The organism is Gilliamella sp. LMG 34360, from assembly GCF_984568995.1.
Window position 1 is genome coordinate 1,578,449 of sequence record NZ_OZ474900.1, and the last position, 24,263, is coordinate 1,602,711.

Annotated in this window: 25 protein-coding genes; 13 read left to right on the forward strand and 12 right to left on the reverse strand. The window is 31.7% G+C overall.

All coding sequences use genetic code 11. The features are described 5' to 3' along the window. The first annotated feature begins 13 nt into the window (after positions 1–13). The 6 genes from AC5LW9_RS07025 (at position 14) to AC5LW9_RS07050 (ending at position 4,371) form a co-directional block, all read left to right on the forward strand. The gene (locus tag AC5LW9_RS07025; RefSeq protein WP_493455498.1) at positions 14–856 is read left to right on the forward strand and encodes a DUF6708 domain-containing protein; all 843 of its coding nucleotides are present in this window, start codon (positions 14–16) and stop codon (positions 854–856) included. Between the two features lie 33 nt (positions 857–889). Next, the gene (locus AC5LW9_RS07030) at positions 890–1,732 is read left to right on the forward strand and encodes a DUF6708 domain-containing protein (protein WP_493455499.1); all 843 of its coding nucleotides are present in this window, start codon (positions 890–892) and stop codon (positions 1,730–1,732) included. A 33-nt stretch (positions 1,733–1,765) separates the two neighbouring features. Beyond that, a complete protein-coding gene (locus AC5LW9_RS07035) occupies positions 1,766–2,608 on the forward strand; it encodes a DUF6708 domain-containing protein (RefSeq protein WP_493455500.1) in 843 nt (280 codons plus the stop codon). 33 nt (positions 2,609–2,641) lie between these two features. After that, complete coding sequence (locus AC5LW9_RS07040; RefSeq protein WP_493455501.1) at positions 2,642–3,073, forward strand: DUF6708 domain-containing protein; 432 nt, start codon at positions 2,642–2,644, stop codon at positions 3,071–3,073. Between the two features lie 271 nt (positions 3,074–3,344). Next, positions 3,345–3,473 (forward strand): hypothetical protein, encoded by a 129-nt coding sequence (locus AC5LW9_RS07045; protein WP_255519203.1) that lies wholly within the window; start codon positions 3,345–3,347, stop codon positions 3,471–3,473. Further along, entirely contained in the window at positions 3,466–4,371 is a 906-nt protein-coding gene (locus AC5LW9_RS07050; RefSeq protein WP_198228462.1) for a DMT family transporter, read from the forward strand. The genes AC5LW9_RS07045 and AC5LW9_RS07050 overlap by 8 nt, the downstream gene beginning before the upstream one ends. A 76-nt stretch (positions 4,372–4,447) precedes the next feature. Here the strand turns inward: AC5LW9_RS07050 and AC5LW9_RS07055 are convergent, their stop codons facing one another. From AC5LW9_RS07055 to AC5LW9_RS07100, 10 genes are all read right to left on the reverse strand, one after another. After that, positions 4,448–5,452 (reverse strand): aldo/keto reductase, encoded by a 1,005-nt coding sequence (locus AC5LW9_RS07055; RefSeq protein WP_493453901.1) that lies wholly within the window; start codon positions 5,450–5,452, stop codon positions 4,448–4,450. A 313-nt stretch (positions 5,453–5,765) separates the two neighbouring features. Continuing rightward, positions 5,766–6,218 carry an NHL repeat-containing protein gene (locus AC5LW9_RS07060; RefSeq protein ID WP_493455502.1) on the reverse strand — a complete coding sequence of 151 codons (453 nt, stop codon included), beginning with the start codon at positions 6,216–6,218 and terminating at the stop codon, positions 5,766–5,768. 87 nt (positions 6,219–6,305) lie between these two features. Beyond that, positions 6,306–7,079, reverse strand: coding sequence for an SDR family oxidoreductase (locus tag AC5LW9_RS07065; protein WP_198236598.1), 774 nt, complete (start codon positions 7,077–7,079; stop codon positions 6,306–6,308). A 12-nt stretch (positions 7,080–7,091) separates the two neighbouring features. Then, a complete protein-coding gene (locus tag AC5LW9_RS07070) occupies positions 7,092–8,294 on the reverse strand; it encodes an MFS transporter (protein WP_198228455.1) in 1,203 nt (400 codons plus the stop codon). A 15-nt stretch (positions 8,295–8,309) separates the two neighbouring features. Beyond that, complete coding sequence (locus AC5LW9_RS07075; protein ID WP_198228472.1) at positions 8,310–9,485, reverse strand: acetyl-CoA C-acetyltransferase; 1,176 nt, start codon at positions 9,483–9,485, stop codon at positions 8,310–8,312. A gap of 58 nt (positions 9,486–9,543) precedes the next feature. Then, positions 9,544–10,221 (reverse strand): HAD family hydrolase, encoded by a 678-nt coding sequence (locus AC5LW9_RS07080; protein ID WP_198228454.1) that lies wholly within the window; start codon positions 10,219–10,221, stop codon positions 9,544–9,546. Then, positions 10,202–10,450: a tautomerase family protein gene (locus tag AC5LW9_RS07085; protein WP_198228453.1), complete on the reverse strand. Its 249-nt coding sequence runs from the start codon at positions 10,448–10,450 to the stop codon at positions 10,202–10,204. The genes AC5LW9_RS07080 and AC5LW9_RS07085 overlap by 20 nt, the downstream gene beginning before the upstream one ends. Beyond that, positions 10,451–11,281 (reverse strand): hypothetical protein, encoded by an 831-nt coding sequence (locus AC5LW9_RS07090; protein ID WP_198228452.1) that lies wholly within the window; start codon positions 11,279–11,281, stop codon positions 10,451–10,453. It abuts the gene before it with no gap. 14 nt (positions 11,282–11,295) lie between these two features. Continuing rightward, positions 11,296–12,045 (reverse strand): AfsA-related hotdog domain-containing protein, encoded by a 750-nt coding sequence (locus AC5LW9_RS07095; RefSeq protein WP_198228451.1) that lies wholly within the window; start codon positions 12,043–12,045, stop codon positions 11,296–11,298. Positions 12,046–12,125: 80 nt separating this feature from the next. Further along, complete coding sequence (locus AC5LW9_RS07100) at positions 12,126–12,746, reverse strand: hypothetical protein (protein ID WP_198228450.1); 621 nt, start codon at positions 12,744–12,746, stop codon at positions 12,126–12,128. Positions 12,747–13,851: 1,105 nt separating this feature from the next. Between AC5LW9_RS07100 and AC5LW9_RS07105 the strand changes: the two genes are divergently transcribed. After that, positions 13,852–14,757, forward strand: a complete 906-nt coding sequence (locus AC5LW9_RS07105; RefSeq protein ID WP_198228448.1) for a LysR family transcriptional regulator — start codon at positions 13,852–13,854, stop codon at positions 14,755–14,757. A 393-nt stretch (positions 14,758–15,150) separates the two neighbouring features. On the opposite strand, the gene AC5LW9_RS07110 is transcribed toward AC5LW9_RS07105, so the two are convergent. Then, positions 15,151–15,393 (reverse strand): CGNR zinc finger domain-containing protein, encoded by a 243-nt coding sequence (locus AC5LW9_RS07110; RefSeq protein WP_198228446.1) that lies wholly within the window; start codon positions 15,391–15,393, stop codon positions 15,151–15,153. 686 nt (positions 15,394–16,079) lie between these two features. Between AC5LW9_RS07110 and AC5LW9_RS07115 the strand changes: the two genes are divergently transcribed. The 4 genes from AC5LW9_RS07115 (at position 16,080) to AC5LW9_RS07130 (ending at position 20,310) form a co-directional block, all read left to right on the forward strand. Further along, complete coding sequence (locus tag AC5LW9_RS07115) at positions 16,080–16,982, forward strand: LysR family transcriptional regulator (protein WP_086327572.1); 903 nt, start codon at positions 16,080–16,082, stop codon at positions 16,980–16,982. Between the two features lie 150 nt (positions 16,983–17,132). Next, complete coding sequence (locus AC5LW9_RS07120; RefSeq protein ID WP_493455503.1) at positions 17,133–17,972, forward strand: aldo/keto reductase; 840 nt, start codon at positions 17,133–17,135, stop codon at positions 17,970–17,972. Between the two features lie 396 nt (positions 17,973–18,368). Next, complete coding sequence (gene aroL, locus AC5LW9_RS07125; RefSeq protein ID WP_086327678.1) at positions 18,369–18,884, forward strand: shikimate kinase AroL; 516 nt, start codon at positions 18,369–18,371, stop codon at positions 18,882–18,884. Between the two features lie 226 nt (positions 18,885–19,110). Continuing rightward, positions 19,111–20,310: an MFS transporter gene (locus AC5LW9_RS07130; RefSeq protein ID WP_198236605.1), complete on the forward strand. Its 1,200-nt coding sequence runs from the start codon at positions 19,111–19,113 to the stop codon at positions 20,308–20,310. 581 nt (positions 20,311–20,891) lie between these two features. On the opposite strand, the gene AC5LW9_RS07135 is transcribed toward AC5LW9_RS07130, so the two are convergent. Then, the gene (locus AC5LW9_RS07135; RefSeq protein WP_086327533.1) at positions 20,892–22,118 is read right to left on the reverse strand and encodes an MFS transporter; all 1,227 of its coding nucleotides are present in this window, start codon (positions 22,116–22,118) and stop codon (positions 20,892–20,894) included. A 359-nt stretch (positions 22,119–22,477) separates the two neighbouring features. On the opposite strand from AC5LW9_RS07135, the gene AC5LW9_RS07140 reads away from it, so the two are divergent. Together AC5LW9_RS07140 and AC5LW9_RS07145 are read left to right on the forward strand one after the other, a co-directional pair. Then, positions 22,478–23,305, forward strand: coding sequence for a sugar phosphate isomerase/epimerase family protein (locus AC5LW9_RS07140; RefSeq protein ID WP_334322685.1), 828 nt, complete (start codon positions 22,478–22,480; stop codon positions 23,303–23,305). Between the two features lie 15 nt (positions 23,306–23,320). Then, positions 23,321–24,193, forward strand: coding sequence for a shikimate dehydrogenase (locus AC5LW9_RS07145; protein WP_086327626.1), 873 nt, complete (start codon positions 23,321–23,323; stop codon positions 24,191–24,193). Positions 24,194–24,263: the final 70 nt, after the last annotated feature.

Sequence of the window (24,263 nt, forward strand, 5' to 3'; positions counted from 1 at the left end):
GTAGGAACAGATAATGGCAGAATTTAAATTGGGGTATAAACATTATCCTAAAGACTTAGCAAAATTTAAACCAGTAGATAAAGACGATGACTTAACCAATCTTCGTTTTGGCAATAATACTTTTATTGAAATAGGACGCACTGATGACCAATTTGGTCGTACTTTAGAGATGATTGCAAAACTAACTGGATGTGGGGCATTTCTTTTCGCCCTTTATATTGGAATACAGCTTTTTCTCAATATTAGACCTTATCATATATATAGTGATGGAGCCTTTTCTTTAGGATTAATTATTGTTTCGTTGTTTGCATTATTTTTATTTCTAATGCAATTAGCAAAAGTCATTATTTGGCCTACCGACTACCCGGTACGTTTTAACCGTAAAACCGGCAAAGTCTATGTGTATGAACCAATGTTAAGTAAACGACTTTATTATTTTCCCTTAAGGGAAATAAAAAAGCTTTATAAACCCGTTATAAAAGTCTATGACTGGCAATCAATTGACGGAATGGTTTCACGTCACGGCTTCTTTCAGCAGGAGATTTTTGCGGCAGTGATCGACCGACAAACCGATACCCTGATAGATTACTTTAGTTTATGGTTTAATGCCAATTACGTCCATAAAAGCGAATGGCGCTGGTTATTGTGTTATATGAATGGTATGGAGGGGATGAATTATAAAGGTAAAATCAGGGGGCGCTTTTGGCTGGGTCGATTATTTAACTGCTTTGCACCTGAATTTAACTGGCCAGAGGGTATTGATAAAGCCTCACGGGCAGAATCACTTGAAGAGCTTGCCAAAATAGAGCAGGAGTATGATTTAGTCGGCAAATCTTTCCCTTACGAACAACCCTAGGAAAAATGATATTGATATCAAAGTGGACAGATAATGGCAGAATTTAAATTAGGGTATAAACATTATCCGAAAGACTTAGCAAAATTTAAACCAGTAGATAAAGACGATGACTTAACCAATCTTCGTTTTGGCAATAATACTTTTATTGAAATAGGGCGCACTGATGACCAATTTGGTCGTACTTTAGAGATGATTGTAAAACTAAGTGGATGTGGGGTGTTTATTTTCGCCCTTTATGCTGGAATACAGCTTTTTCTCGATATTAATCCTTATTATATATATAGTGATGGAGCCTTTTCCTTGGGTGTAATTATTGTTTCTTTACTTGCATTATTTTTATGTCTAATGCAATTAGCAAAAGTTATTATTTGGCCAGCCGACTACCCGGTACGTTTTAACCGTAAAACCGGCAAAGTCTATGTGTACGAGCCAATGTTAAGTAAACGACTTTATTATTTTCCTTTAAGGGAAATAAGAAAGCTTTATAAACCTGTTATAAAAGTCTATGACTGGCAATCAATTGACGGAATGGTTTCACGTCACGGCTTCTTTCAGCAGGAGATTTTTGCGGCAGTGATCGACCGACAAACCGATACCCTAATAGATTACTTTAGTTTATGGGATAACGCCAACTATGTCCATAAAAGCGAATGGCGCTGGTTATTGTGTTATATGAATGGTATGGAAGGGATGAATTACAAAGGCAAAATTAGGGGGCGCTTTTGGCTGGGTCGATTATTTAACTGCTTTGCGCCTGAATTTAACTGGCCAGAGGGTATTGATAAAGCCTCACGGGCTGAATCCCTTGAAGAGCTTGCCAAAATAGAGCAGGAGTATGATTTAGTCGGCAAATCTTTCCCTTACGAACAACCCTAGGAAAAATAATATTGATATCAAAGTGGGCAGATAATGGCAGAATTTAAATTGGGGTATAAACATTATCCTAAAGACTTAGCAAAATTTAAACCAGTAGATAAAGACGATGACTTAACCAATCTTCGTTTTGGTAATGATACCCTTATCGAAATAGGACGCACTGATGACCAATTTGGTCGTACTTTAGAGATGATTGTAAAACTAAGTGGATGTGGAGTGTTTATATTTTTCATTTATCTTGGAATACTGTTTTTTCTCGATATTAATCCTTATCATATATATAGTGGATTAGCATTTTCATTAGGATTTATTCTATTTTCTTTGCTTGCATTATTTTTATGTTTAATGCAATTAGCAAAAGTCATTATTTGGCCTACCGACTACCCGGTACGTTTTAACCGTAAAACCGGCAAAGTTTATGTATATGAACCAATGTTAAGTAAACGACTTTATTATTTTCCCTTAAGGGAAATAAAAAAGCTTTATAAACCGGTTATAAAAGTCTATGACTGGCAATCAATTGACGGAATGGTTTCACGTCACGGCTTCTTTCAGCAGGAGATTTTTGCGGCAGTGATCGACCGACAAACCGATACCCTGATAGATTACTTTAGTTTATGGTTTAATGCCAATTACGTTCATAAAAGCGAATGGCGCTGGTTACTGTGTTATATGAATGGTATGGAAAGTATGAATTATAAAGGCAAAATCAGGGGGCGCTTTTGGCTGGGTCGATTATTTAATTGCTTTACGCCTGAGTTTAACTGGCCAGAGGGTATTGATAAAGCCTCACGGGCAGAATCCCTTGAAGAGCTTGCCAAAATAGAGCAGGAGTATGATTTAGTCGGCAAATCTTTCCCTTACGAACAACCCTAGGAAAAATAATATTGATATCAAAGTGGACAGATAATGGCAGAATTTAAATTGGGGTATAAATATTATCCGAAAGACTTAGCAAAATTTAAACCAGTAGATAAAGACGATGACTTAACCAATCTTCGTTTTGGTAATGATACCCTTATCGAAATAGGGCGTACTGATGACCAATTTGGTCGTACCTTAGAGATGATTGTAAAACTAAGTGGATGTGGAGTGTTTATTTTAGCCCTTTATGTTGGAATACAGTTTTTTCTCGATATTAATCCTTATTATATATATAGTGGATTAGCATTTTCATTAGGATTTATTCTATTTTCTTTGCTTGCATTATTTCTATGTTTAATGCAATTGGCAAAAGTCATTATTTGGCCTACCGAATATCCGGTACGTTTTAACCGTAAAACCGGCAAAGTCTATGTATATGTGGACATACCATTTCACGGCGTAAAATACGTTGCATGATGTCATAGACATCATCCGTGTTATGTATGTAGAGTTTATTGTTTTTACTGAGCTTAATGTCCATAGGTCATTGTTAGTTAGAGTTATTGGTCAATCTGAAGCTTTAGTAAGGCTACCTGCCTGAACAACATTTATAAAAAGATTTAGGTCATTTAAAGAAATTGATTTTTTCATTTTTGGAATTCTATATTCAAAATACGTTTATTGTACTATAAATGAGATAATAATATTATTTTACCCCAATCATACTATCAACATAAGGATATTAATTATGAATGTATTTATAGCAGGTACTGAAAGTGAGATTGGTAATAAAATGGCTTTTAGATTATTACAAGAAAGAGATCATCTATTTTCGACAATCCTTAATGCATTTTATGGAGATAGAGTTCATGCCTAACAATAGATATTTAGTGTTACTAGCAGTTACTCTTTCTACTTTTTTTTGGGGATCTAATTTTAATGCTGGCGCATCAGTCGTTGCGGATGCATCTCCTTTTGCTGTTGCAACCGAAAGATTTTTTATTGCAACGATAATTATAATGATTTTCATGTTATTAAAAGATCGAAGCAATCTTATGGCACTACAAAAGAACTGGATTGCATTTATAGCCCTAGGTTTATTAGGTATAACCGGCTTTAATTTAGCGTTTTTTATTGGTTTAAAAACTACGTCAGCTATCAATGGGGCATTGATAATGGCTACATCTCCGATAACAACAGCATTGTTGGCGGCAATGATTGATAAACATAAAATTACTCTAATCCAAACTGTCGGTATGCTGATTAGCTTATTTGGCGTGGTTATTGTCGTAAGTAATGGTTCAATAATGAATTTAATTTCGCTTAATTTCAGTTCAGGCGATCTAATTATTATGTTGGGTAATCTCGCATGGGCGACGTACACTGTTGGTTCAAGAAAATATATATCTAACTCGACACCTTTACAAACTACAACTTATACTATGTTATTTGGTACCATAGGGATCTTATTATTTACAGTTTATAACAACAATTTACTTATATCACTCAGTAATATAACAATAAAAAATCATTTAATATTAGTATATATGGCCGTTTGTGGTACGGTACTGGCGTATTTATTTTGGAATTTTGGCATTAAAGAAATCGGGGCAGCCAATACAGCTGTATTTTTCAACTTAGTACCTGTATTTACTATGATGTTAGCATTATTTACTGAATCAGTGCCTAATCTGTTACAAATCTGTGGAGCATTAATTGTCATTTGTGGTGTAATCCTTGTTACAGGTTCATATAAAACCGTTACGAACCACTGATGTATATTGATTTTTTGGGGGGAGCATTTTAGTAATGGGGCGGTTTTTACGCCCTCATTTTTTAAATAACCGTTGATTAAAATATACCTTTCATGCCTTCAGGTGTATAACGATCTCCATGTATGCTTATATAATTTTTCAAATCATTAAGTAGCGAGATATCTTCTTCTTCAAGTTTAATAAAGCAAGCATTTACATTTTCTATCAAATATTTTTCTTGCTTTGTTCCTGGAATTGGAACAATGCTATCCCATTGAGCCATCAACCAAGCTAAAGCAATCTGTCCACTAGTACAATTATATTTAATAGTCATTGGTTGTATTGCTTCTAATAGTCTTTTGTTTTGTTCAATATTATCACCCACAAATCTTGGATTAGTTTTTCGAAAATCGCCATCTGAAAAATCTTTTTCAGATTGATATTTTCCTGTCAAAAATCCTCGACCAAGTGGAGAGTAAGGTACCAAACCGATATTTAACTCTTTTAATAATGGTAAAATATTATCTTCAATATCTCTCGTCCAAAGTGAATATTCAGTTTGGACAACATCGACTGGAAATGTTGAATGTGCGCGAATTAACTGGTCAGTAGTAACTTCACAAAGTCCTGTATGTTTAATTTTCCCTTCTTTGACCAAGTTTGCCAATGTTTCCATCGTTTCCTCAATTGGATTTTCAGCGCTAATTCTATGAATATAAAATAGATCTATTTGATCAACGTCTAGGCGTTTTAGTGATGCCTCACAGCAAGATTTTATGTATTCAGGTGAGTTATTTATATTTCGTCCATATCCGACTGTATTGCTTCTATCGATACCACATTTAGTCGCAATGACTAACTTTTCTCGTTGGGCAGAAGTTAATTGTTTTAGAAATGAAGCAATGAGTGATTCATTGTGACCACGACCATACATATCAGCGGTATCAATCAAGGTCACGCCATTATCTATAATTGAGTGCAGCAGTTTTAATGACTGTTGATCATTTGTAGGCCCATAAAATTCACTTAACCCCATAGCGCCATACCCCATGGCGCCGACTTTAATATTTGAACCTAATGTTCGTTCAGGTAATTTATTCATTTAGTTAATTCCAATTTATTATGATATATTAAGAAATTAATTGTCATTAAACATATATACAATTCCGTTATTCCATATTCCTATGTAATAACGATTATTATGATATGTTAATGCAATTGCCCCAAGTAAAGATGAAACAAGAGTTCTTACTTCTTTTGTTTTCACATTAATTTTACGCACATACCCCCGAACCGTTATCGATAACGGTAACTATGTCAGGTGAAATAACCGCAACACCAACACCTAATCAATTAAATCTTTCATCTAATTCAATTTTATCTCCATTAGGTTGAATTAATGTAAGGCGACCACTCTATTGTGAAACAATTAAACTATTATCAGGAAGTTGACTAATACCAACTGGTGTAGATAATCCGCGTTCAATTACCGTTTTCTTATCGTTTTTTAAATCAAGAGAAACGATTTCTCCTGTTGAACGATTGGTTATCAGTAGTTGCCCTAAATTGGAAAATGTGATTCCAGTTGGAGTACGATAGCCATCAGATATTTTTTGAGATTTTCCATTGGCAACTATTTTCAGAATATAATTGTCACTGTATGAAGACACATAGATGTTATCCTCCCCAGCTATCATAATCTCTACTGGTGATGAAATACCCGAATAAACAGCCTCTCTATCACCATTCGCTTTTATCATAGTGATAGGATTTCCTGATAAATTATTAATATACATAGTTCCAGTGCTATCAAAAGCAATTCCTGTAGGTGCTTTAAATAATGTTGAAACCGCCGTTGATTCAGCCATACTCATCCTGCATATAACGTTAAAAATATAAACGCAATTGTGCTTAAAAGAATTTTTTTCTTAATAAGTATTTTCCTCATAAATGTATCAAAATCCAATTGATGCTCCTCCATCGAGATTGATCGACGCACCATTAATATAATTAGCTTTTTTATTTAATAAAAAAGAGACTGCGTGACCAATATCGTTAACATCAGTAAATCTTTTTAATGGATTCATTTTTTTGAAATTTTCATTTAAGGATTCTGGTGTTGTATCAAAGAATTTAGCCAAGTTAGTAGCTGTTTTTTGCCAAGATTCAGATTCTGTAATCCATGGATTTAAAACATTTAGGCAAATGCCACGTGTACCCAAATATTTTGAAGCAGCTTTTGCAAAACCAGAAAGTGCGGCGTTTACAGTACTATTGATGATGAAATCTGGATTTGGATCATAACAGAATGTACCGTTTATAATGATGATCTTGCCATTAATCTCATGCTCCATCATTAATTTAGCTACATTTTTTGTCATATTAATTGTGCCCCAAAGTTTGCTTTGAAATGACTCATCCCAATCATTTTTCAAAGATGAAAAATAATCAATAGGCTCACCAAAACCTGCAGCATTAACTAGACCATCAATAGGAGTACTTTCCCAAATTGAAAGTAATTTTGAGGCTACTTGGACTTCATTTCTGATATCTATTGTGTAAGTAATAATGTTTTTATTATTTGTTTCCAACTCTAATTCCTGCTGGGTAGCAAATAATTTATGAGGATTCCTTCCAATTAGAATAACTCTATAATTATCATTTAAAAGAACCTTCGCAATACCTTTTCCTATTGAACCTGAACCACCTGTGATCATAATTGTTTGCATTTTAACTTCCTTTTATTTTTTTATTAATTGAATACCCAACAAAGCGAAAACTGCATTAATTAAGCTTAAAATTATGCAGGTTAAAATTACTCCATTCCAATTAAAGTTTTCATAAAGAATACCTAACATATATGTACCAACACTACCTCCAGCTAGACAAGATAATAAGTACAAAGAAGATATAGCTCCTTTAGAATTAATTGGTACAATCTGATTAAGCATAGAAATTACAATTGGCTGAATACCAAAAACAAAAAGAAACAAACAAAAAATACCGAATGCTATGCAGAATAGTTCTGAACTGTATCCAATCATGACAACTGAAATGGTTACACATAATAAGCATATGATTAACAGTTTTTCTTTACTCATGAATTGAGATAATTTACCAGTAATCATTGCTCCAATCACTGCGCTCATTCCTGCAAAATTTAACCATCCCAAAACAGTAGATGAAAGATTAAATGGTTCACCTTTTAAATAAAATGTTAAAAAAGAGGATAATCCTAGATAAACAAAAAAGAGTAAAAAACCGACTAATAAAAAAATAATAACCGTTTTATTGAGTAGTAATTTAGCTGCAGAGAGATAAGTGTTAATAATATTAATACTAGATGTAATATTGTTTGCTTTTTTTATTCCGGATGGAATAAAAAAGCAAGCACAAATAATTAAACACGCATAAATAATGAAGGCAAATTGCCAAGACTGGTGATCTGTCATCATGGCTACAACGCTTCTACTAAAGATAATACCTATAATAGAAGCAGAAATCATAATTCCCATTGCTTGAGGCAATTTTTCATTAGGTGTGTTTTTAGCCGTATAAGCAAATAATGCTGCGGGGACTGATGCAGCAAAAAAACCAATCAATGACATAATGAACAAATATATATTGAATGATTGGATTATCCCAGATATACACAGACAAAAAACGGTTCCGATACAACCAAAAAGAACTAATAATCTTGTTGAGACTCTATCTGATAATGGACCATAAATAAAAAATGAAATTGCATAGAAAAAACAAGATAGGCTAAAAACATTTCGTGCTTCAAGAATATCTATATTGAAGCTTTTTGAAATTTCCTGAAAAATGAGCTGGCTGATATAAACCGAACCAACTAAAAGAACAATTAGTACAGCAGAAACCATAACACTTGTTTTTGATTTTGTCTGTTTTTGCTCTTTTGTTGGCATTATCGCTGATTCCATAATGTAAATTCCTCTTTACTCTCGAGTAATACTCATCGCAACACCTTCACCACCACCGACACATAGTGCTGCAATACCAGTATTAAGTTTACGAGATATTAATTGATGGATAAGAGAAACCAATATGCGACAACCAGAGGCACCAATTGGATGACCTAATGCAATCGCTCCGCCATTAACATTTACTTTGCCTTCTGGCAAATTTAATATTTTTTGTACAGCTATGGTTTGTGATGCAAATGCTTCATTACATTCGAATAGATCAATTTCATCAATTGACAGAGATGCTTTTTTTAAACAAGCTTGAATCGCACTAATAGGACCTAATCCCATAAAGGCTGGGTTGATACCTGTATTGGCAAATGCAGAAATAGAAACCAATGGAATTAATCCTAAAGATAAAGCTTTTTCTCTACTGCATACAATCACTGCAGCAGCTCCATCGTTTATGGATGATGCGTTTCCAGCAGTAACTACTCCATTTTTTTTAAAAACAGGTTGTAGTGTCGATAACTTATTTAAAGAAGTTTCTCTTGGGCCTTCATCTTTATCAATAATTAATTCGCCTTTCTTGGTGGTTAATTTTATTGGTATTATTTCGTTTAAAAAAGAATTATTTTGTATGGCCTTAAGCGCCTTATTTTGAGAAGATAGTGCATAATTATCTTGCTCTTCACGAGAAATATTATATTCTTCAGCAACATTTTCGGCTGTTATACCCATATGATATTGATTGAAAGCATCAGTTAATCCATCATGTATAAGTGTGTCAACTAATTCTAAATTACCTAAACGTTTACCTTGTCGCCCTCCCTTAAGAATATGTCCAGCCATTGACATGCTTTCTTGCCCGCCAGCAATAATCATGTGGGCATCTCCATTTTTAATCGCTTGCACAGCTAAGTTGATAGCTACAAGTCCTGAACCACAAACCTTATTAACAGTTAATCCAGTTACTTTTTCTGGTAAACCAGCTTTAATAGCAGTCTGTCTAGCTGGATTTTGTCCGCATCCAGCAGTTAAAACCTGTCCCATAATAACTTGATCTACTTCATTGACTGGGATATTTGACTCTTCTAACATATTTTTAATTAACATAGCACCCAATTCGGTAGCTGGTATATTAGCAAATCCACCGAGAAACGCTCCAATAGCAGTTCTTTTTGCTGCAACAATAACAACATCTTTCATATTCATTCTTTCTCCAACATAGTCATAAGTATTTTTATTTATTATTTCATTAAAAAGATTATAAAATTATCCAGTTATGGCGTTTAGCGTGATCCAGCATGATAGGATTATTACCAACATATACAGGATTACCTACACAAGACAACATATCTAGATCTGAAATATCGTCGCCATAACTGTAACTGGTGTTTAAATTAATTTTTTCCTTGGAAGCAAATTCTTTCATTGCCTCAGCCTTTCCAGCTCCAATAGTCTGTATTCCACTAATTTCACCGGTCAAGACACCTTTTTCGTCAACAACAGGATGAACACAAAGAATGTCTTTAATTTTGAAATGTTCAGCAATAGGCTGCAAAAGGGGTAGCATCGAACCTGAGACAAAAATTATTCTTTCTCCTTTTTCTTGATGTTGACATAAACATCTGTTTGTCTTCTCTATAAATACATCTTTTGCAAGAACATTGTTACTAAACCAATTTTTACCGATTGCGACTAGTTCATCCATGTATATACCTGATAAGAATTGGTAATACATCGAATTTAGCTTTTCTCTAGGTACATTACTGGCCCTAGCTTGTTTAAAAGCTTCATCAAATTTAATTTTCAAACTGTTTAACTTTTTCTTTTCACAGAAATATTCAAAAAAATCAAACATACTCTTGATTGTTATTAGTGTGTCATCAACATCAAAAAAGGCTGCGGGTAATTTTATTGAATCACTTTTTATTTGCTTCATGATGATTATCCTTAATTTCCTTCAGTCTACTTTTATTTGCGAAATCAGGATCAGTGCCTACGACACCTGCATCAGACCATCGTGACGGTGAAATTTCCTGAATGCTAATAGAAATTTTATCGAGTGGGCAACCTAATGTGTTATGTACGACACTAGTTATTCCTTCTAATAGTTTTTTGGCTTTTTCATCACTATTTATTGGCCAAGTTAAAATGTGTAAATGTGGCATTTATTTCTCCTGTAGTGGTTTCGTTAGTAAAGAATTTAATAAATCATTTTGACTTAATTTGAGTTGTGCGTGTACATCTCCCCCTAAACCAAAATACCCAATTGCACCACCATATGACTGTTGAGAACTCATGAATAAAACAATAATGTTAATGATTCGATTGCTGTTTTCATCATGTTTCGGAAATGGATTATCTAAAATAGCAAAATAGTTACCATTTCCTTTTTCATCTGTTATAAAAACGTTGGGTATCCCTAATGGACCAGGTCGAGTTAACTCATTTGGATCAAGATCTTTTTCTCTTAAACTCATCACGGTGTAAAGACTATTTGGAACTAAATTTTTAAAACTAAAATCAAATCTGGCCGAGAAACCATCAGTATTAATTTCAACACTGCCTTCTGCTTTAAGCCAATCGCTTAGTACAATCTTTGGTAATTTTCTACGCCCATCACTTTCTCGATAGTCATAAATGTAACCCTTATTTAATGGGAGGCTTGGACGATGTATCTGTGCAGCATTGGCACATTGCTCAGGTGCAAATACCATCGGGTAATTATTTAAAGGAAGTGGTAATGGTAATGTAAATAATTCTATTTCTGACAGTTTTTCTTCACTAATGTCATTCAACTCTTCCTTAACTGAATAAGCGGATATTTCTCCAAATTTAGGGACAGTGCTATTCTTTGAGACAATAGCCATTCCCCATGAAATGGCTTTGTCCTCCCTAATAATGTTTCCAACAACAACAAAGTCACCATTTTTATCCACGATCTCTGATGGTGGATATAAAGGTCCTTGCGTTGTTGGTGTTAATTGAAACTTAGACATTGATATTTCCTTCCCTATGCAACATTGTTGAGAGAATCTGTCAAGTATGAGTTCAGTGCTTCATTTGCTAACACTGCTTCTTTTTTTGAAAGATCATTAACAGGATATACTGCGAAATCAGTATTCATAGTGGCACAAACTTTGTTAGCCTGATTTATAGTTATTTTCGCTTTTACTTTGGTTCGATAATTATTCTTATCAATGTTGATAAGCTCAAAATAAATTTGTGCAGGTAAAGGAAATAAAAAGTTTTCAAACTGAATATTCATTCCGTTAATGACAAAATATTTATCTTGGTTATTGTCATCATTAAGGTAAAATTCTTCTGTTATTGCAATAAAAGTTTGTCTAAAAGCTTCTGTTATAATCATGCCTTGAACGTGTCTACCTGTCTGATGATCCCCCATCAGCATATTTCTTTCGTCAAGAATGAATGGTAATTCAAATAGAGTATCATTTAGTTGTTTAGCTTGACCAATCAAAACATTATGAATATTGATTTGATGAGTATACTTATTTGGTAAAACTTCACATCCATAAAATGAAATGAGTGAAGACATATCTAAATGTTCAGAATTCTCGATATCTTTAACAAAACGACTGACCTCATCTCTTTTACATCCCTGTCCTGGAACTAAATAATTTTTCTTAGTGAATATTTTTGCTGGTATTTGAGTCAACATGGAAAGCTGGGTTTGAGTGATTGTCCCATTTAATTTTGCAAACTCACCGAATTTATCACCAACAACTACTAATTTTTTCACAACATTTCTCCTTATAACATCTTTATAATAATTTATTTTAACTTCTTATAACTTCTTATAATTTATAATTAAAATATATATTACATCCCTAATTTTTTGTAGATTTTAGTGTAAAGACCTTCATTACCTCCAGTGATATAACTATCTCCAGCTTGAGTAACAATGTTTTTATAATTATCATCGGTAAATGGTTTAAGATAAGTTTCAACTGAGCCGTTAAAACATGAAATAAACATTACACCTGGAATCTGGCTAATAAGTGAATGGTAGGCGTCAAATGATTCAATTGTGGTTGAATTATTACGAACTACCTCAAAAATTGTTTCATTTCGCCATTTCAGATAACGCTGATATGCAGTAGGTAAGACTTCAACATGGCGAAGTTGAACATATTTAGTTTGTGGAACTGCCGTACTTGAACTAATAGGGCTTTCGACATAAGTAAGTAGTTCTCGTTTAATATCTCCACAGAGATAATTAGCGTAATCGGTGAAGGCTGAAGCTAAATTGTTTTCATATTTAGCCAGTTCATTTAGTGAACTTAAACTAATGAATTCAATTAACTCGCCTTCATCTTGAGAAATATAGAAACTACTTACTTCAGGAAGAGCCTTTGAATTTTTCTCGGCTAGATCCTGAATCTCCTTCTCTTTTCCTTCCATTACTGGATAATGATTTACTAATAAGTATTGTGATGTCATAACTTTCTCCTTTAATTGTTAGTTATTTATGTAATAGTTGAAAACTGTAAACAAAAAAATAGGAATACAGAAATACTTATTTTGCGATATGAAATTAATATCAAAGGTAAAACAGTTTTTAATAAATTTAATAATTATCAAAAAAATAAATAAATTTTGTTAAGTTTGTTTATAATGTATTTATGGTATGATGATAAAAAAAATGAAATTTCAAAAATGACACAATAAATTGATGACTAAAAAATTTTTATTATCATAATTAAAGACGATAATTTTGTTAAAGCATCCAACAGACTATTAATACGATCCTCAGCAATAAGCAGAAATTTAACTCAATTTAAAAAAATAATTGGTGGATGCTTAAGGGATAGAATTATCAAACAGATCTTCCTAATAATGTTAAGAAAAAATGATAGGTTAACTAATTTAGTTGAAGAGTTTTCTAACTAATTAAGATTTAGAGGATTATCATCATAAATTATCACTAATCATAAAAGTAACTTTATAAATAAGTTAAAATCATCAGAGTGTTGGTAAATATATTTTTTCGTTTATTAAAGAATACCTAGAATAAAAATAGATTTAATGGGAACAAATCGAATAGTTGACTTATCTATTAGAATATTGATATAGCTATTTGTGTTGGAAATCTAATTGAAAGTGATTGGGTAGCAAAAAAATTGCTGGTGTCAAAAAATATATTATGTCCATCTGAAGAATTCTTCAAAAAATCGGATGCAATTCTAACTTTATCGATATTGAATAAAAATTTAATCAATGCAAATGATAATATAAATTGAATATCAACGAATATAAGTACGTTACAACCTAATGAAGTTTATGTAAATCCATATTTGATTATCGATGATACAGATCTTATTATTGAAATTGCTGACAATAGGAGGCGATGTGCTTCGTTCCATCAAAGTTTATTGAAGAAAGCATATCTAGTAATGAATTGAAGCAAGTTTTATCAGACAGGGTAGGTAGTTTCAGCCCCATATTTACAATTTTAAGGTAAAAATTATATACCGAATTGGGTTATAGTATTTAAAGAGTATATTGAAGGTTATATTGAAGCAAATTTTTAGGAGTTTTATATATCGTGAACATTTATAGCAAAGGATTGCCTACAATTAAACAGTTACAGTATTTTGTGGCTGTTTGTGAGGCGAAAAGTTTTAGAGGAGCGGCTGAAAAGTTGGGAGTAAGCCAGCCACCACTTTCAATTCAAATTAGAGATTTAGAAGAAAAATTGGAACAAACATTATTTTTACGAAATTCACATAAAGTTGTTTTAACAAAAGAAGGAGAAGATTTTAAAATAAAAGCTACATTTTTATTAAATGAACTTTGCTCAACCGTTAGATCAATTAAATCAAGCAATATTGAGAAGGTTATTTTCGGTACAACTAAAACCCTTTGTTTTGACTTCATTCCATATTTTGATATGTTTTTCTCTAATTTTTGTGATGAAATAGAAATTTATAAACATAATTATACATCCAAAGAACTTCTATTTGAACTAAAAAAAGAAAACATCGATTTTGCCTTAGTTTCTGATTACCAAACGGGAGAGCAAATTGAAAACAATTTATTAGTATACAAAGAACCGATGATATTAGTTTTACCTAACAGCCATAAATGTAGTGAACAAGAAAAAGTCGATCTTAATGATGTAACTGATTTACCTCTCTTCTGGTTTAAACCATATTTAAATCCTATATTTCATAAGCAATGTGAGCTAGTGTTTAAAACACTAAATTTACCTCTTATTCGTCGTCCGGAGCTTCCGGATAATCTATCAATGCTACTTGAGGTATCGTTAGGTAAAGCTATGATGCTTTTGCCTCAATCAATGACTCAAGCAAAAGTTGATGGCGTGGTATATAAAAAATTAATTAATAGTCAAAGTATGAAATTAAGCATTAATATATATCTTGTTTGGCAGAAGAATTTGAAGAAAAATGCTATAAATCAAGCTATTATTGATTATTTTGAAAATGAGTGATTAAAAGAATTATCTGAAAATTATTCGATATTCTTTTTAAGTACTATTAAAAGCATTTATCTTACAACCATCTTATTATTTACTATTTGGGTGGAGGAATTCGATTTATCTAAATTGTATTTAAAAACTTGATTTTTTTACTTAAAATACTAATAAACAACTTACCAACAAATAGTTTATGTCTCATAAAATAACTGATTGAGGATTATTAAAAAGATTGTCAGAATGCCACTCGTGGCATAGTTGTCTACAAGATTCTTTAAGAACTACTAAAAACTAGTCCAATTGGTTAGCAACGCCATAAATCAAAAATAATTAATATGATACATTCAAATTTTTATAAAATTCAAGTGCGTTTATCACGCCGATAACACTTTCTATAATCTTCTAAAATCAATTTTTCATGCTACACCAACGTCTTTTATGGGCTTTTGTCTTATCGTAGAACCACAGCACACAGTCTTTGTGCTCGCAGTGTTTTACTAAACTAAAATCTTCTTGCGCAATTAGCTTTGCTGTAGCCTCAGCCAAAGGAGCTAAAACCTGTTCTGGATTATGTTTGGCATAATGATGAGTGACGATAAGCGATTGGTTAGCATCATATTCTAAATTTAACCATCGGCTAGCTTTGTGCAAAAATACATTTAATGGTTCAATATCTAAACTATGCCTTTCTTTTTTTTGTTGTATAAGTACTCTCTATCGATATAGTTTTGTCACGTTGTTTAAGGGGGGATACCGAAAGAAAATCAACGAGAGTACATAAATGATTAAAAAGAAAAAATATAATTTAGAGATTAAAGCATTATATGTTTTTTTGTAAAAATTATTCAGGAGTCTATACCGTTTCAATGTTAATTCTAAATCCATTTTATTATTAAAACTGAAATGTTTTATATATGAAGACAGTTTATTTAGATTATAAAGAATTGTTTTTACTTTTAAGAAGATTAATCGAAACAAAGTTCGTTGATGATTCTAATTTTAAGAGATTTTTTATCTAACTTAACTAACTTTTTTACATTTAAATAAAAAGCCGCGTGATAGTTAGGTATCAGTTGGTTTGATTCATTTTTATAAAGTTAAATACTTTCTTAGAATAAAGCGGGTTATCAAAAAAATCTGTTATTATTGAGGGGTTGGATTTTTTCTACGCCTCTTTCTATTATATTACAATGTTTTACTGTTTATAATTTAAATTGTGGGTAAAACTATTAATAATCATAGAGTAAGTAGTTTAATTTTAGAAATCCTATTTTTTCCATTTTAGTAATAAATATTTTATAATACAAATAAATCATTGATTAGAGAGTAATTCACTCATGAATATCAAACAACTTAAATACTTTCAGATACTCGCTAAAAATCAACACTACACTTATACTTCAGAATATTTTTCCATTAGTCAACCAAGTCTTAGTCATGCGATTGCAGAATTAGAGAAAGAGGTTGGTATCAAGTTATTTCAAAAGAAAGGACGTAATGTAGAACTAACTAAAGAAGGCGAACAGTATCTCATCTACGTTAATCAAGCATTACAATCACTAAATGAAGGTGAACAATTTATTAAAGAATTAACTAGCATATCGCATGGGCATATTCGATTAGCTTTTGTTTATTCATTAAGTATGGGATATATACCAAAAATTATAAAAGCATTTACTAGCTTACCTGAATATAAAAATATTTCATTTTCTTTTTATGAAGATTTGAGTGCAAATATTGTTCAAGAACTTAAAAGCAAACGTTATGATATCGGGTTATGTTCCTATTTGCATGATGACCCAGAAATAGAATTCACTCGTTTAGCTAAGCAAGAAATTGTATTTATTATTTCTAATGAGCACCCATTATCTAAGCGAAAAAAACTGGACTTAAAAGATATAGCTAATGAACCGGTAATTTTATATACCGAACGTAGTGGAATGAAAGGTTATTTGGATAATATCATTAGTGAATCAGGTGTCAAATTAACTAATGTTGTTAGTCGGGTTGAAAGTGAAAATGCAATGATTGGTTTAGTATCTATTAATTATGGTATTGGTATGATGATTAATGTATCTGTTCCTGAAGATGCTAATGTTTCATTAATACCGATGAATAAAAATCGCCAAAAACGAGACATCTATGTGGCGACGGTTAAAAATAGACCCCTAATGCCTGTCGCTCAAAAATTTTATCGATTTTTAACCCAATACTGTGGAGATAGTTTTTTTAATAATTAATTTTGTGCTACTATTCATTTAATTATTTAATAAATGTTGTTCTTTACATAGATAATTTAAATATATTTGTTAAATAAAAAACTTAAAACAACATATTTTGTTTTAAAAATTGATTAATTTTTATAGCTAGAATAATTTGATGAGAAAAAAATGACATCTTTAATTAAAAAAATTAGCTTAAGCAATAGTGTATCAATCGAACAGTTAGGTTTCGGTACTTTTAAAATTGTTGAACAACAGGAAGCTAATAACGCTATCATGACAGCCTTAAATAATGGTTATCGTTCATTTGATACTGCCCAGCTTTATAATAACGAAAAAATACTTGGTGAAGCTTTTGTTAATTCAGGTGTTGCAAGGCAAGAATTATTTCTAACGACTAAAGTAAGTAATCTTAATCAAGGTTATGAGCAGACGTTAAAATCTTTCGAACAATCCTTAAAAGATTTACAAACGGATTATTTAGATCTTTTCCTAGTCCATTGGCCATTGAAAAATCATTTCTTTGATACTTGGAAAGCCATTGAACAACTATATGAAACTAAAATGGTTCGCGCAATTGGCGTTTGTAACTTTCATCAATCCCATTTTGAATTGTTGAAAACTCGTGCAAATATTAAACCTATGATTAATCAAATTGAGATTCACCCTTATTTAGTACAAAAAGAATTAATAGAATATTTAAACAAAGAACAAATTGCGATTGAAGCATGGAGTCCTTTGGCTCGTGGTCGTGTTGTTGAAGAACCATTATTGATAAATATCGGTCAAAAATATCAAAAATCATCTTCACAAGTAACGTTACGTTGGCATGTTCAAAAAGATCTTATTGTCATTCCTAAATCGGTTAACCCTCTGCGTATAGCTGAAAATATGCAAATTTTTGATTTTGAATTAACTGACACCGAAATGCAGCAAATTGATAGTTTAAATGAAGACTTTAGAACAGGTCCAAATCCTGATGATGTTTATCAGAAAAATGGTTTTTAAAATTTTAGATGTGTAATCTATAACACATTATTTTTTAGAATAACATTAATAGTGATATTCTATTTAATAATAATAGATTACATATTGTTTTCTCTCTTATTGCTAAAAAATCCTATTCTATAAATCAATTCTCATAACTAAATTACCCCCTTAATTTAATTAATTTCTTTTTTTGGATATTGAAAGCTAAGATTATTTCTTATTTCAAATGTATCGCAAACAATTCTTCATAAAATAATTTTATCTGTAAAAAAATATTTACATATATCTTTTATTTAATGTTTTGATATATTTGCAATTTATAAAATAATTTAACTTTGTGTAAATATTTGTTGCATTTATGTATATTAAGAATAACATATAAGTGTATTATGTTATTGATGTGAGATTATAAAAATGAATAAAACAATCTTTCTCGTTGGAGCTCGAGCGTCAGGAAAAACAACAATGGGGCGCTTACTTGCTGAAAAGTTAAATTACTCATTTGTTGATACAGATGTTTACCTATATGAAAGTACCCAAAGGACCGTTGCTGAAATAGTTGAAAAAGAGGGTTGGGAAGGTTTTAGAAAGCAAGAAAGCCAAGTTTTAAAAGACGTCACACAGCCGTGTCGAGTTATTGCAACAGGTGGTGGAATGATTTTAGCTGACCAAAATCGTCTACATATGCAAAAAATGGGTATTGTATTCTTCTTATCTGCTCCTGCAAAGATTCTTGCGGAAAGATTAATGAAAGATCCTAATATGGCACAACGTCCTTCATTAACAGGATTATCAATTGTTGATGAGATGGAAAAAATACTTGAAGAACGTCATCATCTCTATATGGATTCTGCAAGTCATGTTATAAATGTAGATTGTCAGGAGATGCAAATATTAGGACAGTTTCTAGAAGTACTCAATATTGATTAATGAATTTGTACTTTTTTACATTATGAAGTTTTTATCATCATTCAAAATGATGATCCTCCATTTATTCTAATCTAACATAATTATATAAATAACTTATTCTTTATTAACTACAATTAATTAATAATACTATTTGTTAGGTTATTTTTCTTTTATTCCGGCACGTTTACCGCTAATATTAAATCAGTTAGTTTTGTAGTGTTTTAAATTTATAATGGAATATTAACTGATGAACAATAATATTAACAGCCCTTATTCGATAGCAGGATCTATTTATGCTAATTACATAATTGAAAGTATTGCTTTAATAGTAATTATGCAATTTTCTGAAGAAATATCGGCTCAACTTAACACTGACCTAGTTGGTGTCGGTTTTGTGGCTTCTGGAATAGGATTTGGCAAAATATTGTTGATGTTTGTCGGTGGCATATTATCCGATAAGTTTGGTCGTAAACCATTTATTTTAATGGGAATGTTTTGTTATATTATCTTTTTTAGTGGGATTCTTTTTTGTCACAATATAACCTTTGCCTTTTATTTAGCAATGTTTATTGGTGCAGGAAACTCTTTTTTAGATACTGGCTCAATGCCAGCATTGACCGAATGCTTTCCTAGATCAGCCGGTACAGCAAGCGTTTTAATTAAAGCATTTATCTCAATGGGAACCTTAGTTTTACCATTTATTGTTACTATATTTCATACTTATCATTTGTGGTACGGTTATGCTTTCCTATTCTTTATTGCTTGTATCATTCTTAATTTGATACTACTTGCGCCAAGAAAATTTCCTTCTAAAAATACGGTTATTTGTGGTAATGAAGGTCATAATGACTATTTTATTGGTAAACCTAATATTTTCTTTGAAGGTATTTTATTAATCATTATGGGCTTTACCACTACAGCAACTTTCGTGATCATTTTACAATGGTTACCGGCAATTGCAGAAAAGGGGATAGGGATGGATCAAATGGCAGCCAAACAGTTAATCAGTTATTACAGCACGGCTTCAATAATTTCCGTTTTTACAACAGCCTATATTGTTAAAAAATTCATAAAACCTATTTTTTGTATAATTATATTGCCTTTACTTTCAGTGTTAACTTTATTAATTTTTCTTTTTAATCTGAATCCAACTATGAGTTTAATTGCGGCAATTGGTATGGGATTAACTGCCGCAGGTGGTGTATTACAACTTACCTTAGTTGTTATGCAACAGCTATTTCCTGATCGTAAAGGCTTTGCAGTCGGAACAATGTATACTTTAAGTGGCTTATCATTTATTGTCATCCCATTAATAGTACCGAAATTAGCTATGACAAATGTTAGCTATGCAATTCTAGTCGATCTTGTCGTTGCACTATCAAGTGTAATATTAGGCACAATTGTTTATTCACGTTTCAAGAAAGTCATTGATATGAAGAAAATTTGATAACTATCCACATGGGAATTAAAAAAAGCGTCTTATTGTAATAAGATGCTTTAACATTCATAATCAATTCATTGCGAAATAATTAATATAATCGTTACTCACTTTTTAATTATTATAAATAATGCTTTTTTAGGTAGCTATCTAGTATCGACAATAATGCTAAGGATACTTTCTAATCGTATCCATCCCGATTTCAGGGCTATTGATAGCTCACATGCCAAAATAGGTTCCTATTTTTTATGTCAATCTTATTAGATAATTTATGGAATATTCATACTTTTCTTGAATTAACACTCGATTTAAAAAAAAGCTTATGGCTCTTGGTATAATTTCTTAGAGCAACAATTACATCACAGTTAAAGACATAAAAGATACTTTCTTCTCAATTGTACATCAATACATTGCATTATTATTTTAACATTTGGTTTTGTTATGTTATCGATATGAATCCTCTATTAAATTGTATATTTATATAATGTTATTTAATAGATTATGTTTGGACAGTTCAAAATGATTAGCCACAAAAGAAATTTATCACTCTTGTGGCTTATTATTTGTGAATTATTTTTGATAATAATTACTTAATTTAGTTTATGATTCGGTAGTTCAAAAATCTTATGATATCTAGCAATAATTACCGATGCTAAAACTGTTCCTAATACAGCAATAAATGCATCTAATAAAATGATATTAGCGATACTGGATTTTGAAATAATCCCAGTAATAACCGGTATAGAGAACGTTGCTAAACTAGACGAGGTGAAGAAAATACCAAGAACTTTACCTTTACCTTCCGGATAAAATTCTGACATTGTTGTTAAAGCTAATTGAAGAACGCCACCTGCGGCTGTAAATCCTAAGATAAAACCACCCGCCATACATAACATTGGTGAAGGGAATAAGAATAAAACAAACAGCATAATTGCTGATAAACAAGGATAAACAAACACAATATATACAGGGCGAATCAAGCTTTTAACTAATATTGAAGTTAGAATCACACTTGTTAATGTACCCATTGCATAATAACTTATAGTTTGAGCCGATGCAGAAGGACTCATCATTGCAACTGATTCAGAAAATTTAGGTAACCAAATTGACACTAAATAAAATGTTGCGGTTGATGTATAACCAATAATAATAAAGCAAATACCTTCGATCCAAAAGTTTGCTTTTTGTTTTAATTTTGGTAATGGTTTTGTCTCTTTCTCAATTGATTCATCTGCAATTTCTTCTGCTGCTGGTTGTTTATGATTTGGAAATGGCATTTTTAATACAGCTAAAGCATTAAGGGCTAATATAGCAACACAGAATAAGAATGACCAACCATAATAAGCTTTAAAAGCGATAATCATGGTCATCACAATCGGTAATACAAATTGCCCACCAGCAATGGCTGCTTTAGTTAAAATTGATGCTGTACCTGTTGCCTTAGGAAATGATTCCATCAATGCAGGATAAGTACCCGCATCCAGTGTTGAGTTAGCAATACCACCTAAAATAGCAAATAAAAATGCAACTTCTAGATTAGGACTAATCAGAATGCCAAGCAAAAATCCTATATAAAATAAACCGCCTAAAAAAACGAAAGGTTTACGACCAAATTTATCTGATAATGCGCCCATAACAAACAAAACAATTAATCGTCCAATCCCCAAACCAGAGATCACATAAGCAATTCCCGCACTGTCGGTATTTAATTGATTAGCCAAATAATCCATATTTTGGGCGAGAATGATTGCTCCCATACCATGAACAAAATAGTTTATATATAAGCATATCGAGGTAGGAATATATTTATTTTTCATAATGCATCCTTTGTTAAATAATTTAATTTTGTATTTCATTCCAATTATTAAAATCGGCTAAATTTTTTTGATCATATTTTTTTATTTACAGGTCATTTAATTTATATCAAATCTATTAGCATCAAATTCATATTCATTATTTTTATTTATAAATCATAACAATATGTTCATTTTTGCTATTTAAATTAATAATTATTCTTAAATAATTTTTATGATTATTTGGCTTATTATGAATAAATTTATTAAAAAAATAAATTAAAATAACAAAATCTATAGATAAAATTATTTTATTGTTTTACATTATTAGCAACTTATTTTTTTAATTTCAGATAAATTTTTTAAAATTTCAGGAGGATTGTATGGCAATTGAACGTCCTATTGGGCTTGCTGCCTTGACAGTATTAGATGTATCTCCAGCAAATCAAGTCATTGTGGCAGCTGAAGCTGGATATACCCATGTTGGTTTAAGACTTATTCCAGCCACACCTACTGAGCCTGTTTATGCGACAGTCGGCGATACACCACTAATCAGAGAAGTAGAGAGGCGTTTAAAAGAGACTGGTATCAAAGTGTTAGATATTGAAATTTTCCGACTTAAACCAGATACACGTGTCATCAATTTTTTACCTGTATTAGAAACCGGGGCTCGTTTAGGTGCTAGTCAAGTATTATTAGCAGGTAATGATCCCGATAGAAATCGTTTAGCTGATAATTTTGCACAATTATGTGAAATTGCCGCACCATTAGGTATCGCAATCAATATTGAACCAATGCCTTGGACTGATATTCCAACGGTCAATTCAGGTGTAGAACTACTTAAAGCAGCAAACCAAAATAACCAAGGTATGATTATTGATCCATTACATTTTGATCGAGGCGCTAATACTCTGGATGACTTGAAAAATGTACCTAAGGATTGCTGGCGTTATATGCAATTATGCGATGGAACTAAAGAAAAACCTAAAGATACTGAAGGATTACTTTACCAAGCGAGAAATTATCGCTTATCACCGGGACGTGGTGGAATTGATTTAGTTTCATTATTAAAAGCTTTACCAGAAATGCCAATTTCAATTGAATGTTGTAATGATGAGTTTGCATTGAGTCATTCTCCAATTGAACGTGCAAAAATGTATTTAGAAGATACAAAAAAATTACTTAAACAAGTAGCTGAACTTAATGATTAAAAATTGGAGAGACGTATGAGAGCAAATATTGATGGTCATTTTTTATTAATTGGACTAATGGCATATCCAATTCGACACAGCTTATCACCGAAAATGCAAAATATTATCTATTCTAAACTAGACGTTCCTTACGTCTATTTAGCTTTTGAAGTGACACAAGAAAAATTACCTGATGCTATAAAAGGTTTACGAGCATTAGGTTTACGCGGTAGTGCAGTATCAATGCCGAATAAACAACTTGTATGCCAATATTTAGATAAATTAACTCCAGCAGTTGAGCTTATTGGAGCATGTAATACCATCTCTAATGATGATGGTGTACTAACAGGCTATAACACTGATGGTATGGGATACATGCGCTCATTAAAAGAGGCCAACGTTGATATTATTGGAAAAAAAATGACATTACTTGGAGGTGGTGGCGCTGCAAGTGCTATTGCCGTACAAGCCGCTCTAGATGGTGTTAAAGAGATTTCTATTTTCAATCAACAAGACGAATGCTTTGAGAAAATTGTAGAAATAGCTAAAAGAATCAATGATAAAACAAATTGTAAAGCAACCGTCTATGATCTAGCAGATAAAGCCAAATTGCGTCAAGAAATCGCTGAAAGTGCAGTATTATGTAATGCAACAGGTGTGGGTATGAAGCCTTTAGAAGGGCAAAGTTTAATAACCGATCCTAGTATGCTAAGAAAAGATCTTGTGGTAACCGATTGTATTTATAGTCCGCGTAAAACTAAATTACTAGAAATAGCCGAAGCACAAGGCTGTAAAATATTAAACGGTATCGGAATGATGTTATGGCAAGGTCATGCACAAATTAAAATTTGGACTGGACAAGATGCCCCTATTGATTATGTTAAAGAAAAAATGGGTTTTAATGACTAATATTTATTTAACCTATTGTAATTAATATAAATATTTATATCTGTATCAATTATCCTTTTCACAATTTTGA